Genomic DNA, 15,994 nt, shown 5'->3' with positions numbered 1-15,994 from the left:
GAGTTTTTCAGGTATGACGTCTTCAATACAATTGAAAGATGGTATTGCCAATACCGTTGCAAATGATCAGCCTCAAGGAATGATTATTAAAATTGTAGGCGCTGTGGCAGTCGCACATTTACTGAATGATTTAATTCAAGCAGTGCTACCCGCTATTTATCCAATGCTAAAAGCAAACTTTTCGCTGAGTTTTGCGGAGGTTGGCCTGATTTCGTTTGTATATCAAATTACAGGTTCACTGCTCCAGCCTTGGATTGGACTTTATACCGATAAACATCCAAAACCATATCTTCTTCCGCTCGGAATGGTCGTCACATTCTGTGGCATTATCTTATTAGCATTTTCACCTAGTTTTGCTGTGTTGTTATGTGCATCGGCGCTAATTGGGGTCGGGTCTGCAACCTTTCATCCTGAAGCTTCACGGGTGGCGCGAATGGCATCGGGTGGGCGCTTTGGTACGGCTCAATCGACTTTCCAGGTGGGCGGAAACACGGGTACAGCCATTGGCCCATTATTAGCAGCATTATTGATTGTTCCATTTGGGCAGCATGCAGTTGCAGGTTTGGTGATATTTGCACTTTTGGCAATTTGGGTTTTATTTGGTGTAAGCCGTTGGACGGTAAGTCATGCAAAAAGTCAGGTGGTTGCACGTGTTACTCAAGCACAGAGTAAATTGCATGGTCGTAAGCTTATTATTGCTTTGAGCACAATTAGTGTGTTGATGTTTGCTAAATTTACCTACATTGCGAGCATTAGTAACTACTTTACCTTTTACTTAATTCAAAAGTTCCATATTAGTATTCAGACCGCTCAGTTGCATTTGTTTGCATTCTTGGCAGCCGTTGCTTTAGGTACATTTGCAGGTGGCCCAATTGGTGACAAAATTGGTCGTAAAGCGGTGATCTGGGTTTCATTTGTTGGTATGGCGCCGTTTGCATTAATGATGCCGTATGCAAACTTATTCTGGACAACAGTTTTCTCAATTATTGCAGGTTTGGTGTTGTCATCGGCCTTTGCAGCGATGGTAGTGTATGCGCAAGAAGCTGTTCCGGGCCGTGTGGGTATGATTGCAGGTCTAATGTTTGGTCTTATGTTTGGGGTAAGTGGTATTGCCGCAGCTGGGTTAGGGCATTTAGCAGATATTAACGGCATTGAATGGGTATTTGGTTTATGTTCATTCTTGCCATTACTTGGTTTTGCAACAGCGTTTCTACCAAACACAAAAGTTAAATAAATGAAAATACTCTCAGTCATATTCGGCTGAGAGTATTTTTAGATAACTATAGTTCCAATTAAAAAGACTATTTCTGAATACCAAACTTAAATACGGTGACACTGTTATAAGTTTGATTTGGATTCAAACGTGTAGAAGGGAAAGCTGATTGATTCGGGCTATCTGGAAAATGCTGTGTTTCTAATGCTAGCGCATCTGCTTGTCGATAGAGGACGCCATTTGCACCAGCAACATTTCCTAATAAATGATTGGCTGTATACATTTGAACGCTTGGTTCAGTGGTTAAAACCTGCATAGTTCGTTTAGATTTCGGGTCAAAAACATGAGCTGCAAGATTTAACTTTCCTTGAGACTTTTGATTAAGTACCCAAGTTTGGTCATAGCCATATCCATAGGCCAATTGCTGATGATTCGCTCGAATATCTTTCACAATTGCTTTAGGCGTTCTAAAATCAAAAGGTGTACCTGCAACTGAGGCAATCTCACCAGTGGGTAAAGAGTTTTGATCGGTTACCAATACACGGTCTGCATTGAGTTGTACAACATGATCGAGCACGCCATAAGGGTTGTTGCCAGCACCTGACAAGTTGAAATAACTGTGGTTGGTGAGGTTAACGACTGTCGGTTGATCAGTTTTGGCTTTATATTCAATTTTGAATTCATTTTGATCTGAAAGGCTATAGATCACTTCTACATCTAATTTTCCGGGAAAACCTTGATCACCATTTGGACTGGTTAACTTCAAAGAAGCTTTAACGGTTTCACCTTTGGAAACGAGGGGTTTAACTTGCCAAACACGTTTATCAAAACCCGGATTACCACTATGTAATGAATTCGGGCCATTATTTTTTTCAAGATTATATGTTTTTCCATCTAAGCGAAATTTAGCGTTGCCAATACGGTTCGCATAACGGCCAATTAACCCACCAAAATGAATGCCTTCCTTGGTATCAGTGACTTCATAGCCTTTTAGGTCATCGAAGCCCAAAACGATATTATTTTGTTTACCTTGTGCATCGGGAGTCAAAATCTGTGTAATTACACCACCATAACTAATAAAAGAAACTGAAACTCCTTTGTTATTGCTCATGGTGTATAAATCAACTTTTTGGCCGTCTTGAGTCGTACCATAGGGTTTTACATTTAATGTGGCTGCATTGGTAAGTTGTGCAAAGCTATAAATCGTAATACCTAAAATTACTAATTTTTTCATGCTTATACTCTATTTTTTAATAATTGGACTGGATGAATATAAGATTGATTTTTCATCTTTTTAAAGAGGTTTTTATTATATATAGTGTTAATAATAATCGAGTAGTTAATGCTAAGTATTGAACAAACTCACACAGCTTAAGGCTACGAACAAAATAACTCGATTAGTAAAATTCAACGGTAAGCTATTTTTATGAATCATCCCGACTCGGTTTTAAAATTTTCGCTTGGTCTTAATGGCCTGTCATTCGAAATAGGCAACCAGCACATTCAAATTGAGCAGGGCTTGAGTTTTGTTGATGCAAAAAGTATGAGTCATGGTGTTATTGATGAGCTGGCTATCGAAAAGATGATTTATTTTATTGAAGAAATCATCGAGTCACAGCTACTCAGAAATCTAAAGATAAGTGGCGTAGCTGTTACGTCTGATACTGCCATGACACAACTCAGTGAATTATTTTTTAGTGCAAAAAAGAAAATCAGTCGTATTGAGCTTGAGCATGGATTCAATGATTTTATTGAGCGTTTGAGCTACTACACAAACCAAGTGGCTCCAGATCAGCTTTATATTTTTACCTACTTTGTATTTATTCGAGAGATGATGCATCACTTAAGAGTTGAGGAAATTCAGATCATTTAAGAAATGGCACTAAAAGCGTAAAAAATAGGGAATAACGGATAGTAGAGTACCAATGCCACTAAGCAAGATATTACTCTCAATAAAATAAGGAAAAATCATTAAAACTAAACCCGCAGTAAAAGGCACAGTCATTTTTTGCTTTTTCCCATAGAGAAAATAGCCGAGCCCAATGGAGCTAAAGATTACGCCTAGAAAAAGTTGAGTTGTGTTCATGATGATGTTTCGTGGATTGTTATTCTCTGGCAGATATTATGTCAAAATTCTTAAAAATAGAATTTATTCATTGGAGTTAGGTAATCTCATACAATAAATTCAGGTGATTAATATGTAAAAAAGAATTTAAGTTTTTTAATTACTTAGATGCTAAAATATTTAAATTATTTTAACTTTAACGAATTGTTTTGAAAAAAATGGTTAAAAAATTTAATGGTTTTGAAAATCTAGAGATAACAGATCTACTTATAGCTTATAGAAAGGCTAAATCAGATATCTTTTGGGAAAAAAGTATTTCAGCAGTCGATCGATTTGTCAATTTTGAAAAAAATTTTGAAGAAAATATTTATAATTTGTTTAACGTATTAAAAAAAGCTAATGTTGAAGAAATTTTAAGTTGCTGTATTGATAGTGAATTTTTTATAAATTATCCTAAGTCTATGGATTTTGAGTGTAATGATGAAGAATCTAAAGATTTTCATTCAATATCTTCAACTGCTAAAGAATTCGAGAGAAAATTAAAAGGTTGTGAAATTACCATTAGTTCTAGGATTATTGGAAACTTTACTGTTCAAGCTCACATTTTATCAGCTTTATGGATAAATTTTATTGGGCATAAATATGATGCAAAATTATCAAAAAATTCATATGGTTCAAGGCTAAACAGACTAAATTTAGAAAATGGATGCTGCACTAATGAATCTCAATATAATTTAGAAAAAAACACTTCATTTCAACCTTATTTTATACCTTATAAAGAATGGCAAAGTAATGGTCTTAATAGTATAGAAAAATCTTTAGAAGCAAAAAAAAATGTGATGGTCTTTTCGTTAGATTTGAAAGGTTACTACCATAATATTGATGCAAAAATAATAAATAATGATGATTTTAATAATGATGTTGGATTGGAGTTAGATGAGTCTGAGCAACTATTTAATTCAGTAATTTGTAATTTAATTGATAAATGGGGGGAGTGTGTTGGTGAAATTTATAAATCAAAATTTAATTTTGATTTGAACGCTGGATTGCCTATAGGTTTGACCTGTTCAAAAATTATATCAAACATAATTTTAAAAATTTTAGATGATAAAATTGAGAGAAATTTAAAGCCTATATCATATGGTAGATATGTTGATGATATTTTTATTGTTATTGAGAACAAAGGTTTCTTAAATAAAAATGATTTTTTAAGTTTTTTTTCAAGAAAAATTAATATAGATAATATAAATGATTTGAATAATATTTTAAAAAAATATGAAACAAAAACGGAATTGAAAGTACAAGAAAAAAAAATAAAGACATTTTTTTTAAATGGTCGTAATGCGCAGAATTTCATCAAAAATGTAAAAGAAGAGTTAAAAGAAATGTCTAGTGAGCATAGATTAATGCCAAATGCTCAAGATTTAGTTTTAAGTGAAGATGATACTATAAAGAAAACAAATTTTGATATCAAGAGTACATATGGTTTAGAGCTTTTAAGCAAAAACAGGTCTGAACTATCTTTACAACTAAGTTATATCGAAAATCTTATGAGAGACTTACCAAAACAGGAATGGATTCAAGAAAAATCTAAATTTTATGATTTCATACTTGATGAAGTAACCGTTCCAAGTGTTTTGTTTAACTATTATAAGTATCTAGAAAGAATTTTAAATATTGCAATTTCATTAGGTGATTTTAATTTTATTTACTGTATGTGTGAAAAAATTAAAAAAAATCTGATAAATCTTTTAGAAAGTAAGAGTTTTGTTATTAATTTAAATGGTCAAAAAGTTGAAGAAAAAATTGATTTAAATAACTATATTGATGAGATTTTGGTTTCTATTAGGATGGTTGTTTTTGATTCTTTGATTAAGAGTTTTAATGAGAAAATAATCAGTAAGAGTTTTTTGAAACTCTATAATTTTATATTTGGTATTGAGTTTGATTCTTTTGTTTTTCAAGAAAAAGTTAAATTAGTAATATTGTCTGATTTGGCTAATGTGCCATTAAAATTTTATTGTAGAAAAATAAATAATTTAAACGAACCTGATAATATTATTAATGATTATATTATAAAATATAACCTTGGTTTAATTAAAGATGTCGGAGTCAAGTTCTTAAATAAGAATTTAACTTATGCTAGGAAAGATCTAAATTTAGTATCCGAGAGTATGAGTCTTTATCCTTTTTTATTCCCTACAAGACCATTAAACTCTTTAGATGTTTCAGATCTATTTAATGAAGAATTATATAATGGCGAACTTAGTAATATTGATAGATTTGATCTTTGGAGAAATTATGTTCAAGTTGTCAATGGCGAATTTTATATATCTGAAGTTGAATTAACAGATATTTCTCAGGATTTGGATGAAAGTTATTTTACTAAAGTAGATGATGTTGAAAAAAAATGTGGTAACAAACTTATAGCGATTGGTACTGAAGAAAAAAAATCAATAAGAGTAGCTATAACTAATTTTGAAACTAAAGAAGATGAGTGGAGTTATTCTGCAGATAATAAAAGTAAATTATCCTTTGAGAGATATGAAAGATTTAAAAATTTAATTGACCAAGTGCTAACACTTAAAGATAAGCCTGATTATGTAATTTTCCCAGAGTTATCTATTCCACTTGAATGGTTAAATACTTTAATTCATCGTATGTCAAAATCCAAAATAAGTTTTATTGCTGGAACGGAATATGAGCATAATGGGAATGAAATTTATAGTAGTGCCTATATGCTTTTACATGATACTAGTTTTGGATGCAGTAGTTGGCAACTCATAAAGCAACCGAAACTTTTACCCGCTGTGGGTGAGGATAAAGACCTCCAATTAAAGTATGGAAAAACTTGGAAAGTTTTTAAAGATTTTAACAAACCAGTATATATTCATAATGGTTTTTGTTTCGGTGTAATGATTTGTTCAGAATTACAAAATTCGCGTGCTCGTGTTGCATTTCAAGGCAATATAGATGGACTTTTTATTCTTAGTTGGAACAGAGATATTGAAACTTTCGGGGATTTAATCAAATCTGCAGCATTAGATGTACATAGTTATGTAATTCTTGTTAATAATAGAAAATATGGTGATAGTCGTGTGAGGGTTCCTAGTAAAAACTCCTGGATGCGTGACTTAGCAAGATTACGTGGCGGTGATAATGATTACGTTGTATCTGTAAGTTTAAAGTATAGTGATTTAAGAGATTTTCAAAGTAGAGCTAAAAGATGGCCTTCTGATTCTGATAAATTTAAGCCTACACCTGAAGGATTTGAAATATCACCTTTAAGACGTATTACACCATTTTAATAAAATAAAATTCCCCCTCAAGAAAGGGGGGAATTTATATAAAATTTACTTAAATTACTGAATCGAATCATCTAAATTCGGCCCTAACCAGCGTTTTGCCTCATCAAGTGTCCAACCTTTACGTTTTGCATAATCTTCAAGTTGGTCTTGAGATATTTTACCTACGTTAAAGTATTCACTTTGAGGGTGCGAATAATAGAAACCACTCACCGAAGATGGCGGCATCATTGCAAAGTGTTCAGTCAGTTTGGTGCCGATTTTTTCGGTAGAACCTAACCAATCAAATAACACTGCCTTTTCAGAGTGCTCAGGGCAAGCAGGGTAACCCGGTGCAGGGCGAATACCGACGTATTTCTCTTTAATCAGTTCTTCATTGCTGAGCTGTTCATCAGCTTTATAGCCCCAGAACTCTTTACGAATGCGTTCATGTAAGTGTTCGGCAAAAGCTTCTGCAAAACGGTCGGCTAGTGACTGAACTAAAATTGCAGAGTAATCATCACCTTTGGCTTTGTATTCATTTGCCAGTTCTTCTGCACCAAAAATTGATACAGTGAATCCGCCTAAGTAGTCCTGCTGCTCACGATCAGTACGAATGTAATCTGCCAAAGACAAGTTTGGTTTGCCTGTCACTTTGTCAGATTGCTGACGTAAGTGCTCAAAAGTATGCGTAACATTTTGACCAGCTTCATCAAATACGCTCACAGTGTCGGCATCAGTGCGCTGTGCAGGGAACATACCGAATACGGCACGAGCATCAAAACGGTTGTTGTCGATAATATCTTTCAACATCGCTTGTGCTTGGTTATACAAATCTGTTGCAGCGTCGCCGACCACTTCATCTTCTAAAATTTTCGGGAATTTACCTGCCAAGCTCCAAGAAATGAAGAATGGTGTCCAGTCAAAATAATCTACGAGTGTCGCAAGCGGGTAGTTGGTGAGGACTTGTGTTCCCAAAAGGTTTGGTTTCGGTGGTACATAGCTTTCGTCAATTTTAAAACCATTCTCAACTGACTCTTTATAAGTCAATTTGGCAGCTTTTGGTTGCTTGTTAGCTAAGCGCTCACGAATCTTGGCATATTCAGCACGGTGCTCTGCAATAAAGTTTCCACGCATTTCTTTCGAAAGGAGAGTGGTTGCAACACCTACAGCACGTGAAGCATCGGCAACATAAATCACGGCATCATTTTGGTACTGAGGGTCAATTTTTACTGCTGTGTGTGCTTTCGATGTGGTTGCGCCACCAATCAATAAAGGAATGTTAAAACCTTTACGTTGCATTTCTTTCGCAACAAATACCATTTCATCTAAAGATGGAGTAATCAGACCAGATAAGCCAATGATGTCACATTTTTCATCAATTGCAGTTTGCAAGATTTTCTCGCAAGGTACCATCACCCCAAGGTCCACAATGTCATAACCATTACAGCCAAGTACCACGCCTACAATATTTTTACCAATATCGTGTACGTCACCCTTAACCGTTGCCATTAGGACTTTACCTTTAGATTGTCCTTCAGCCTTTTCAGCTTCAATATACGGGTTGAGCCATGCTACAGCTTGTTTCATAACACGGGCAGATTTTACAACCTGTGGTAAGAACATTTTGCCTGAACCGAACAAGTCACCAACCACGTTCATGCCATCCATCAGCGGTCCTTCAATCACATCTAAAGGACGTTTAGATTTTAAGCGAGCTTCTTCGGTGTCTTGGTCAATATAAGTGGTAATACCTTTAACCAATGCATATTCAAGACGCTTTTCAACTGACTCATTACGCCATTCAAGGTTTTCAGCTTCTTTGGCAGCGCCGCCTTGTCCGCGGTATTTTTCAGCTACTTCAAGCAGTTTCTCAGTCGCAGCTTGACCAGATTCACCTTGGTTTTGGTTTAAAATGACATCTTCAACTGCTTCTTTTAGCTCGGCTGGAATATCATCATAAATTGCCATTTGACCGGCATTTACAATACCCATGGTCATGCCTTGCTTAATGGCATGGTACAAGAACACAGAGTGAATAGCTTCACGAACAGGTTCATTACCACGGAACGAGAATGAAACGTTCGATACACCACCAGAAATCATGGCGTGTGGTAAGTTCTGTTTAATCCAACCTGTTGCCTCAATAAAATCGACCGCGTAGTTGTTGTGTTCTTCAATACCTGTTGCTACTGCGAACACGTTAGGGTCAAAAATAATATCTTCAGCAGGAAAGCCTACTTCATTCACTAAAATGTCGTATGAACGTTTACAGATTTCGCGTTTACGTTCAGCGGTGTCAGCCTGCCCAGCTTCATCAAAGGCCATCACAATAATTGCAGCACCATATTGACGGCACAGGCGGGCTTTTTCGACAAACTCGTCATAACCTTCTTTTAATGAAATCGAGTTAACAACGGGTTTACCTTGTACGCATTTTAAGCCAGCTTCAATGATTTCCCATTTTGATGAGTCAATCATGATTGGCACACGTGAAATATCAGGTTCAGATGCTACAAGGTTTAAAAAATGCACCATCGCATTTTGCGAATCGAGCATCCCTTCATCCATATTAATGTCGATAATTTGCGCGCCAGCTTCAACTTGTTGCTGTGCAACTTCTAAAGCTTCTGCAAAGTTTTCTTCACGAATGAGACGTAAGAATTTTTTCGAACCTGTAACGTTAGTACGTTCACCCACGTTCACGAAAAGTGAGTCATCATAAATATTAAATGGCTCTAAACCACTTAAACGGCAAGCAGGGACTGTTTCAGGAACTTGGCGAGGTGCAATGTCTTTTACTGCATTAGCAATAGCGCGAATATGATCAGGTGTGGTACCACAGCAACCACCAGTAATATTAATTAAGCCGCTTTCTGCAAATTCTTTTAAGAATGCAGCAGTTTGTTCTGGTGTTTCATCATATTCACCAAAAGCGTTTGGTAAGCCTGCATTTGGGTGTGCTGAAACAAACGTATCTGCGACATCGGAAATAGTTTTTACATGAGGACGCATTGCATCTGCACCAAGCGCACAGTTAAAGCCAATCGATAGTAAGTCACCATGACGTACAGAGTTCCAGAACGCTTCGGCAGTTTGACCTGTTAAGGTACGACCCGATGCATCGGTAATGGTCCCTGAAATCATGATTGGTAATTCATGACCAATTTGTTTAAAGACTTCTTTTACCGCAAAAATCGCAGCTTTACAGTTTAAGGTATCAAATACGGTTTCAATCAGAATGATATCTGCACCGCCTTCAATCAGCGCATGAGTCGCTTCAATATAGTTTTCTTTTAGTTCATCAAATGTAATGTTACGAAAAGCAGGGTCATTTACATTTGGTGAAATTGAACAAGTACGCGAAGTTGGCCCAAGTACACCTGCTACAAAACGCGGCTTGTCTGGAGTTGAATACTTTTCACAAGCTGCTTTGGCTAAACGTGCTGCTTCACGGTTAATCTCTGGAACAAGATCTTCCATGTGGTAGTCAGACATTGAAACACGCGTACCGTTAAAGCTATTGGTTTCAATAATATCTGCACCAGCATCAAGATAAGCTTCATGAATTCCTTGAATGATTTGAGGTTGTGTCAAAACTAAAAGGTCGTTGTTGCCTTTTAAGTCATGTGCCCAATCGGCAAAACGCTCACCACGGTAGTCGGCTTCTTCTAACTTATGGCGCTGGATCATCGTTCCCATGGCACCATCAATAATCAGAATGCGTTTAGCAAGAAGCGCTTTTAGGGTGGCAAGCGTAGACATAGAAAACCCCGATCTTTTATATGAATTTAAAAATGCGGCGCTATTGTAACAGAATAGCAGCACAAATGATGACCTACGAAGGTCACGAGTCGATGAGTAAAAAATTAGTAAAAAGAGTCGGTTTTATGACAAAAACAAAAGAATTTTCATGAAATGTTCATCAAATGATCATGATATTGAAATATTTCATGCCCAATATGCCGAAATATTACAGTTGTTTTGTATGAAAAATAAACATATGAGTCATTTTATTTATTTTTTTGCTGTAAAAATAAGCACAAAAGGAGCTCGTAAATAATGATTTAACTTATTGTATTTTAATAAAAAAATAAAAAATAGCGAGGAAAGGTGCATCAAATGAGGTCAAAATATAAAAAATTGACTTCATCAGGCGGCTCTTTGTCATATAATTGTCATAATTTAATTTAAGAATACAGAGGATTTTATTATCCTCTTACCGTCTGCATGAATTCTAATCTACCCCCTGTTTCGGATTCAAAACTTGCGGCAAACCTGCAAGCAAAATCGACGAATGTACACGTCCCAACACCGAAATTTTTTATGCCGGTGTTTCTGACGATTATTGTTGCAACACTTATTTATATTGGGTTTCAGGTTAGTGCTGATTTAGCGCATGTTCCACCTTTGAGCCTTTATTCGGTTATTCTTTTATCTACTGCGCTTTTCATTGCATTGGGCTTTGAATTTGTAAATGGTTTCCACGATACTGCCAATGCAGTTGCAACGGTCATTTATACAAATGCATTGCCTGCACCAGTTGCAGTCATGTGGGCTGGTTTTTGTAATTTCCTTGGGGTAATGGTCGCAAGTGGTGCTGTTGCTTATGGCATCATTGCATTGCTTCCTGTTGAACTTATCATGAATATGGGTAGCGGTGCTGGCTTTGCAATGGTTTTTGCATTGTTAATCGCTGCAATTCTTTGGAACCTTGGTACTTGGTTCTTAGGAATCCCAGCTTCTAGCTCTCACACCTTGATTGGTTCAATCTTGGGCGTGGGTATTATGAACCATCTATTGAGTGCATCGACTGGCGTAACGACTAGTGGTGTAGATATGGATCAGGTGATTAAAGTAGGTAAGGCATTATTATTTTCACCTTTAATTGGTTTTGCTTTTGCAGCAATCTTATTCTTGTTGGTTAAAACTATTTTTAAACGCCAATTAGAATTATTTCAGCCACCTGAAGGTAATAAGCCACCACCAGCAATCATTCGTGCAATTTTAATCTTTACCTGCACAGGTGTAAGTTTTGCACACGGTTCAAATGACGGCCAAAAAGGTATGGGTCTCATCATGCTCATTTTGGTTGGTTTAGTACCATTAGCTTATTCAATCAATAAAAACCTCGATACACAACAGGTTCAATCATTCCACCAGCTTTCTTCTCAAACTGCTGTTTTGTTAAACCATAATCAGCAAGAATTGACTGATGAAAAAGCGCGTGAAGTTTTAACAAAATATATTCAAACCAAGCAACAAACACCTGAAGTTGTACCTGCATTGGCAAGTATGACTGACCACTTAGGTGCTCGTGTTTCTAGCTATCGCGACTTAAAGGATATTCCTGAAGCTGCGATTAGTGAAATTCGTAATGACATGTATTTAAGCACAACCACGTTTAAACGTTTGGATAAAGCAGATGCTTTACCAAAAATGGATGATTCACAGAAAAAGCTTGTGAAAGATTATCGTGGTAGCTTGGATTCATTCTTACAGTACATTCCAAACTGGGTGAAAGTTGCAGTTGCATTAGCGCTTGGTCTTGGCACTATGGTCGGTTGGAAACGCATTGTGGTAACTGTAGGTGAGCGTATTGGTAAGAACCATATGACTTATGGTCAAGGTATGTCTGCTGAGCTTATTGCAATGAGTACAATTGCAGCAGCAGATGGTTTAGGTATGCCAGTTTCAACTACACATGTTTTAAACAGTGCTGTTGCAGGTACCATGGTTGCAAATAAATCTGGTCTAAACTTTAATACTGTTAAAACAATCTTATCAGCTTGGATATTTACTTTACCTGCGACCATCTGTTTGTCTGGTGGTTTATATTGGTTGTTCTTAAAGTTCATTTAAGTTGTCTGTTTAAATCTAAAAAGCCACTATTATTAGTGGCTTTTTTATTGGCATCTTTAAAAAAAAGATCGCTTTTTTCAGATAAATTCAGTAAAGAGTTAATGATTATTGCGAACACTTAGTGCTAAGTGATTGGCTCAAAAAATTGATGAAAGGATATAGGATGAAAACGGTTCAACTTGATCAGCTAAAACAACAATTCCCACTCATTCAAACATTACAAGATTACCAAGAAACATTTTGGTTCAATCCAAACCGTTATCCTTTAAACGATGCTCTCGCGAAAGTAGGTCTTAGCGAGCAAGATGTAAAAGATGCCGAGGCTAGGCTAGAACGTTTTGCACCTTACTTGGCAAAAGTATTTCCGGAAACTCAAGCACAACATGGAAAAATTGAATCTGAATTAGTAGAAATTGCAGATATGCAGCAAGCCCTATCTGTAACAAAGCAGCAGGAGCTTACTGGAAAGCTTTGGCTCAAAAAAGATAGTCATTTACCTATTTCAGGTTCAATCAAGGCACGTGGTGGTATTTATGAAGTCTTGGCTCATGCTGAAAAACTAGCAATTGAGGCAGGGCTTCTTAAGTTAGAAGATGATTACAGTAAACTCGACCAAGATGCATTTCGGACATTTTTTTCCAAATATCAAATTGCAGTAGGCTCTACAGGTAATCTTGGTTTATCTATTGGTATTATGAGTGCGAAGCTCGGCTTTAGAGTGACAGTGCATATGTCTGCCGATGCAAGGCAATGGAAAAAGGATAAATTGCGTTCATTGGGCGTTAACGTGGTTGAATATGACAGTGATTATGGGGTTGCTGTAGAGCAGGGACGTAAAGCTGCAGAACAAGATCCAAATTGCTTTTTTATTGACGATGAAAATTCAACAACATTATTTTTAGGTTATGCCGTTGCGGGGTTACGTTTAAAACAGCAGTGTGAGCAAAAGCAGATTAAAGTCGATGCTGAACATCCATTATTTGTTTATTTACCTTGTGGCGTAGGTGGTGGCCCCGGTGGCGTGAGTTTTGGGCTTAAACTTGCTTTTGGTGAGCATGTACATTGTATCTTTGCAGAACCCACGCATTCACCTTGTATGTTATTGGGTGTGCATACAGGACTGCACGATGAGATTTCAGTAAATGATATTGGTTTAGATAACATTACTGCTGCAGATGGGTTAGCTGTTGGTCGTGCTTCTGGGTTCGTAGGGCGGGCTATGGAACAGTTAATTGATGGTTACTACACGATTCATGATGAACGTTTATATGAGCTGATTGCACTTTTAAATCAAACGGAAAATATTCAAGTTGAGCCCTCAGCAGCGGCTGGCATGATGGGGTCATATTATGTGCAAACTACTCCTGATTATTTAGCTTTACATCAATTGTCAGCAGAGAAGTTAAATCAGGCGACACATGTGGTTTGGGCAACTGGTGGCGGTATGGTGCCACCGGATGAAATGCAAAAATATTTGACACATAGTCAAAACAAATAATTAGATCGAAAAAAAGCCCAATTCGAAAATTGGGCTTTTAATTTCATTATTTTTTAGAGAATTTCTTAAAAGGAAGTTTCTCTGCTGCAAAACCGTAAATAGCAGCAAAAGGGAGAGCTGTACGGGCTAAATAAGCCACACGCCATAGTCCACCGTGATTGGCACCTTCCATCATTAATTCTAGGGGATGATCAAGTACAGTTTCTGGGTTTGCTACAGAGGACTCACTTCTTAAGTCATGAATCCATAGCGCTGCCATAATCGCATTGGTCGTTTCAGGGCTGAATGCTTCAACGTCAAAAAGTTCGGCACCATTAAATGCTGCTTTAAGTAATGGGTTTTTGGTCACCGAGTGAGTTGTGGTAGACGGAGCAATATTAATACTTACACGTTGGCCTTGATGACGAGCAAGTGTTGCACGCCATTGTTGAATGCGTTTTGCCAAAGCATAGTTTGGTCCTTGTTCAACTACTAAGCAGTCTGCAATGCCATAAGTTTTACCATTCTCACTGGTAATTAAATCTTGATAAGGCGCTTGGAAAAAACGTTTAAGTGAAAGAGCAGAAACCCCTTTCGCAGCCATTTTTTGTAGTTGTGAACGCGATTTAAATTTCTCTTGAGCTGCTTCGGCAACTTCCTGAGGCACTGCGTAAACATCGGTTGGAGTACACATGAACATTAAGCTGGTATCTGATTTATGTTCACTCACATATTGCATAATACTGTCCATTGCCATTGAAACACGGACATGTTTTTCACCGTCTAAATACGCAATAGCAGCTAAATCTAACTTTTGTGGAAATTGAACTAACCACTGTGCAATTTCTGGAAGTTGAGTCAGTAAATTGGCACCTAATTTATCTTTTAACTCTGAGGCTTTTGCTGACGAGTCAACTGATTCAATCGTAGGGGCAATAAGCGTTGCATTTCCATTTTTAATCGTATTTAAGATTTTGCCCCACACTCGTGAATTTGGTAAGTCTATTGCAATAATATTAGCTTTCCATTTTGCCAGCCAAGGTAAGGGACCCGCTTCTGATGCTGCACCAAACAACACCATAGTACGATCTGATAAATCAAACCATTCAGGATGTGCAATAGCTTCACGCAATGCGTTTGCATGACTTGGTTCAATAATTCCTGCATTTTCCCATTTTTGAATTTGGTCAAGGAGACTTTGTCCACTGAGTTTCTGACCTTTATATGGAACATACCATTCCGGTGCCGATTCACTTTCACCTTTGAACTTTACTGTATTTAAAGGTGCAGACGCAGGAATGCGAAGAGCATCTTTTAAAAGGTAATGTTTGCCATCTCTAAAAAAATCAAAAAGATGATGTGCCTTATGTAACCCTTGTTTTGCAATGGTGATTGGATTGTTACTATTAGAAAGTCCATGCTGAACAAGCGATTTAAAGTATGTTGGATAATTTTTCCGCCAGTTTTTTTCAGTCAAAATCTGTTGAGCAGTTTTATTATCTACAATAGATAAAGCTTCTGACAAAATCTCTTGGCCTGTGCGAGAAGTACTTTGCTTTTTTGTTGAAGCGTGTATTGGAAATTGTAGACCTTCTACTTGACTCTGACTGGACATAAAATATCTCACTTGTACGGTATCATTAATATACAGGTGTATACATTATCTATGCCAACGTAAAGAAACGAGTGGCAATAACTGACAAAATGAAAATTAAATTATTTGTGTGATAGAGGTAGTTTGAGTGAATTTTTATGATAATTCGATCTCATTTTTAACTCATTTTTTTTCACATTTTTAGAACATTTTTATAGACTTACGTTACATAAATGATTATTTTGTACAGAGCAAAGTCATCAGGTCTAAACTGAAGATAAAATGTTCAAAATGTATCAATAAAAAAGATACGATGATGATGAAAAACTAGACTTTTTTATTAAACGATAAGACTAGTGAAACGGAATAAGAAAGAATTGGGGTGAAACTAGATGGAAGACAACGTAAGATTGTCTTTTAAAAATCTTGGGGATATGGTGATTTTTTTGCACCATAATTTTCTAGTTTCGCCCCATCTAATTTTGGGTGAAACCCTCCA

General features: G+C 36.6%; 9 protein-coding genes. 5 read left to right on the top strand and 4 right to left on the bottom strand.

All coding sequences use genetic code 11. The annotated features are described in order from the left end of the window. Positions 1-13: 13 nt before the first annotated feature. Positions 14-1,234 (top strand): MFS transporter, encoded by a 1,221-nt coding sequence (locus NE363_RS13645; RefSeq protein WP_039255028.1) that lies wholly within the window; start codon positions 14-16, stop codon positions 1,232-1,234. Between the two features lie 67 nt (positions 1,235-1,301). Here NE363_RS13645 and NE363_RS13640 read toward each other — a convergent pair whose 3' ends face one another. Further along, positions 1,302-2,447, bottom strand: a complete 1,146-nt coding sequence (locus NE363_RS13640) for an aldose epimerase family protein (protein ID WP_445535276.1) — start codon at positions 2,445-2,447, stop codon at positions 1,302-1,304. Between the two features lie 192 nt (positions 2,448-2,639). On the opposite strand from NE363_RS13640, the gene NE363_RS13635 reads away from it, so the two are divergent. After that, on the top strand, positions 2,640-3,086 hold the full coding sequence (locus NE363_RS13635) for a hypothetical protein (RefSeq protein WP_445535275.1): 447 nt from the start codon (positions 2,640-2,642) through the stop codon (positions 3,084-3,086). Between the two features lie 9 nt (positions 3,087-3,095). Here the strand turns inward: NE363_RS13635 and NE363_RS13630 are convergent, their stop codons facing one another. Continuing rightward, complete coding sequence (locus NE363_RS13630; protein ID WP_445535274.1) at positions 3,096-3,299, bottom strand: amino acid transport protein; 204 nt, start codon at positions 3,297-3,299, stop codon at positions 3,096-3,098. Positions 3,300-3,496: 197 nt separating this feature from the next. Here NE363_RS13630 and NE363_RS13625 point away from each other — a divergent pair, with 197 nt between their 5' ends. Continuing rightward, a complete protein-coding gene (locus tag NE363_RS13625) occupies positions 3,497-6,586 on the top strand; it encodes a reverse transcriptase domain-containing protein (RefSeq protein WP_445536390.1) in 3,090 nt (1,029 codons plus the stop codon). 54 nt (positions 6,587-6,640) lie between these two features. Here NE363_RS13625 and metH read toward each other — a convergent pair whose 3' ends face one another. Next, positions 6,641-10,327: a methionine synthase gene (gene metH, locus NE363_RS13620; RefSeq protein ID WP_445535273.1), complete on the bottom strand. Its 3,687-nt coding sequence runs from the start codon at positions 10,325-10,327 to the stop codon at positions 6,641-6,643. A 465-nt stretch (positions 10,328-10,792) separates the two neighbouring features. Between metH and NE363_RS13615 the strand changes: the two genes are divergently transcribed. Together NE363_RS13615 and NE363_RS13610 are read left to right on the top strand one after the other, a co-directional pair. Further along, entirely contained in the window at positions 10,793-12,424 is a 1,632-nt protein-coding gene (locus NE363_RS13615) for an inorganic phosphate transporter (RefSeq protein WP_004703132.1), read from the top strand. Positions 12,425-12,587: 163 nt separating this feature from the next. Continuing rightward, positions 12,588-13,922: a D-serine ammonia-lyase gene (locus NE363_RS13610; RefSeq protein ID WP_191000558.1), complete on the top strand. Its 1,335-nt coding sequence runs from the start codon at positions 12,588-12,590 to the stop codon at positions 13,920-13,922. A gap of 46 nt (positions 13,923-13,968) precedes the next feature. On the opposite strand, the gene NE363_RS13605 is transcribed toward NE363_RS13610, so the two are convergent. Next, positions 13,969-15,516 carry a hypothetical protein gene (locus NE363_RS13605; RefSeq protein WP_191000557.1) on the bottom strand — a complete coding sequence of 516 codons (1,548 nt, stop codon included), beginning with the start codon at positions 15,514-15,516 and terminating at the stop codon, positions 13,969-13,971. Positions 15,517-15,994 lie beyond the last annotated feature (478 nt).

The sequence above is a fragment of the Acinetobacter sp. G18 genome (assembly GCF_052660225.1).
The sequence above is the reverse complement of the archived record's forward strand: the minus strand, read 5'-3'. Positions and strand labels throughout refer to the sequence as shown.

What these genes read in the sequence shown, in the direction of transcription:
- NE363_RS13645 (WP_039255028.1), top strand. Translation starts at nt 14, where the DNA reads ATGACGTCTTCAATACAATTGAAAGATGGTATTGCCAATACCGTTGCA.
- NE363_RS13640 (WP_445535276.1), bottom strand. Translation starts at nt 2,447, where the DNA reads ATGAAAAAATTAGTAATTTTAGGTATTACGATTTATAGCTTTGCACAA.
- NE363_RS13635 (WP_445535275.1), top strand. Translation starts at nt 2,640, where the DNA reads ATGAATCATCCCGACTCGGTTTTAAAATTTTCGCTTGGTCTTAATGGC.
- NE363_RS13630 (WP_445535274.1), bottom strand. Translation starts at nt 3,299, where the DNA reads ATGAACACAACTCAACTTTTTCTAGGCGTAATCTTTAGCTCCATTGGG.
- NE363_RS13625 (WP_445536390.1), top strand. Translation starts at nt 3,497, where the DNA reads ATGGTTAAAAAATTTAATGGTTTTGAAAATCTAGAGATAACAGATCTA.
- metH (WP_445535273.1), bottom strand. Translation starts at nt 10,327, where the DNA reads ATGTCTACGCTTGCCACCCTAAAAGCGCTTCTTGCTAAACGCATTCTG.
- NE363_RS13615 (WP_004703132.1), top strand. Translation starts at nt 10,793, where the DNA reads ATGAATTCTAATCTACCCCCTGTTTCGGATTCAAAACTTGCGGCAAAC.
- NE363_RS13610 (WP_191000558.1), top strand. Translation starts at nt 12,588, where the DNA reads ATGAAAACGGTTCAACTTGATCAGCTAAAACAACAATTCCCACTCATT.
- NE363_RS13605 (WP_191000557.1), bottom strand. Translation starts at nt 15,516, where the DNA reads ATGTCCAGTCAGAGTCAAGTAGAAGGTCTACAATTTCCAATACACGCT.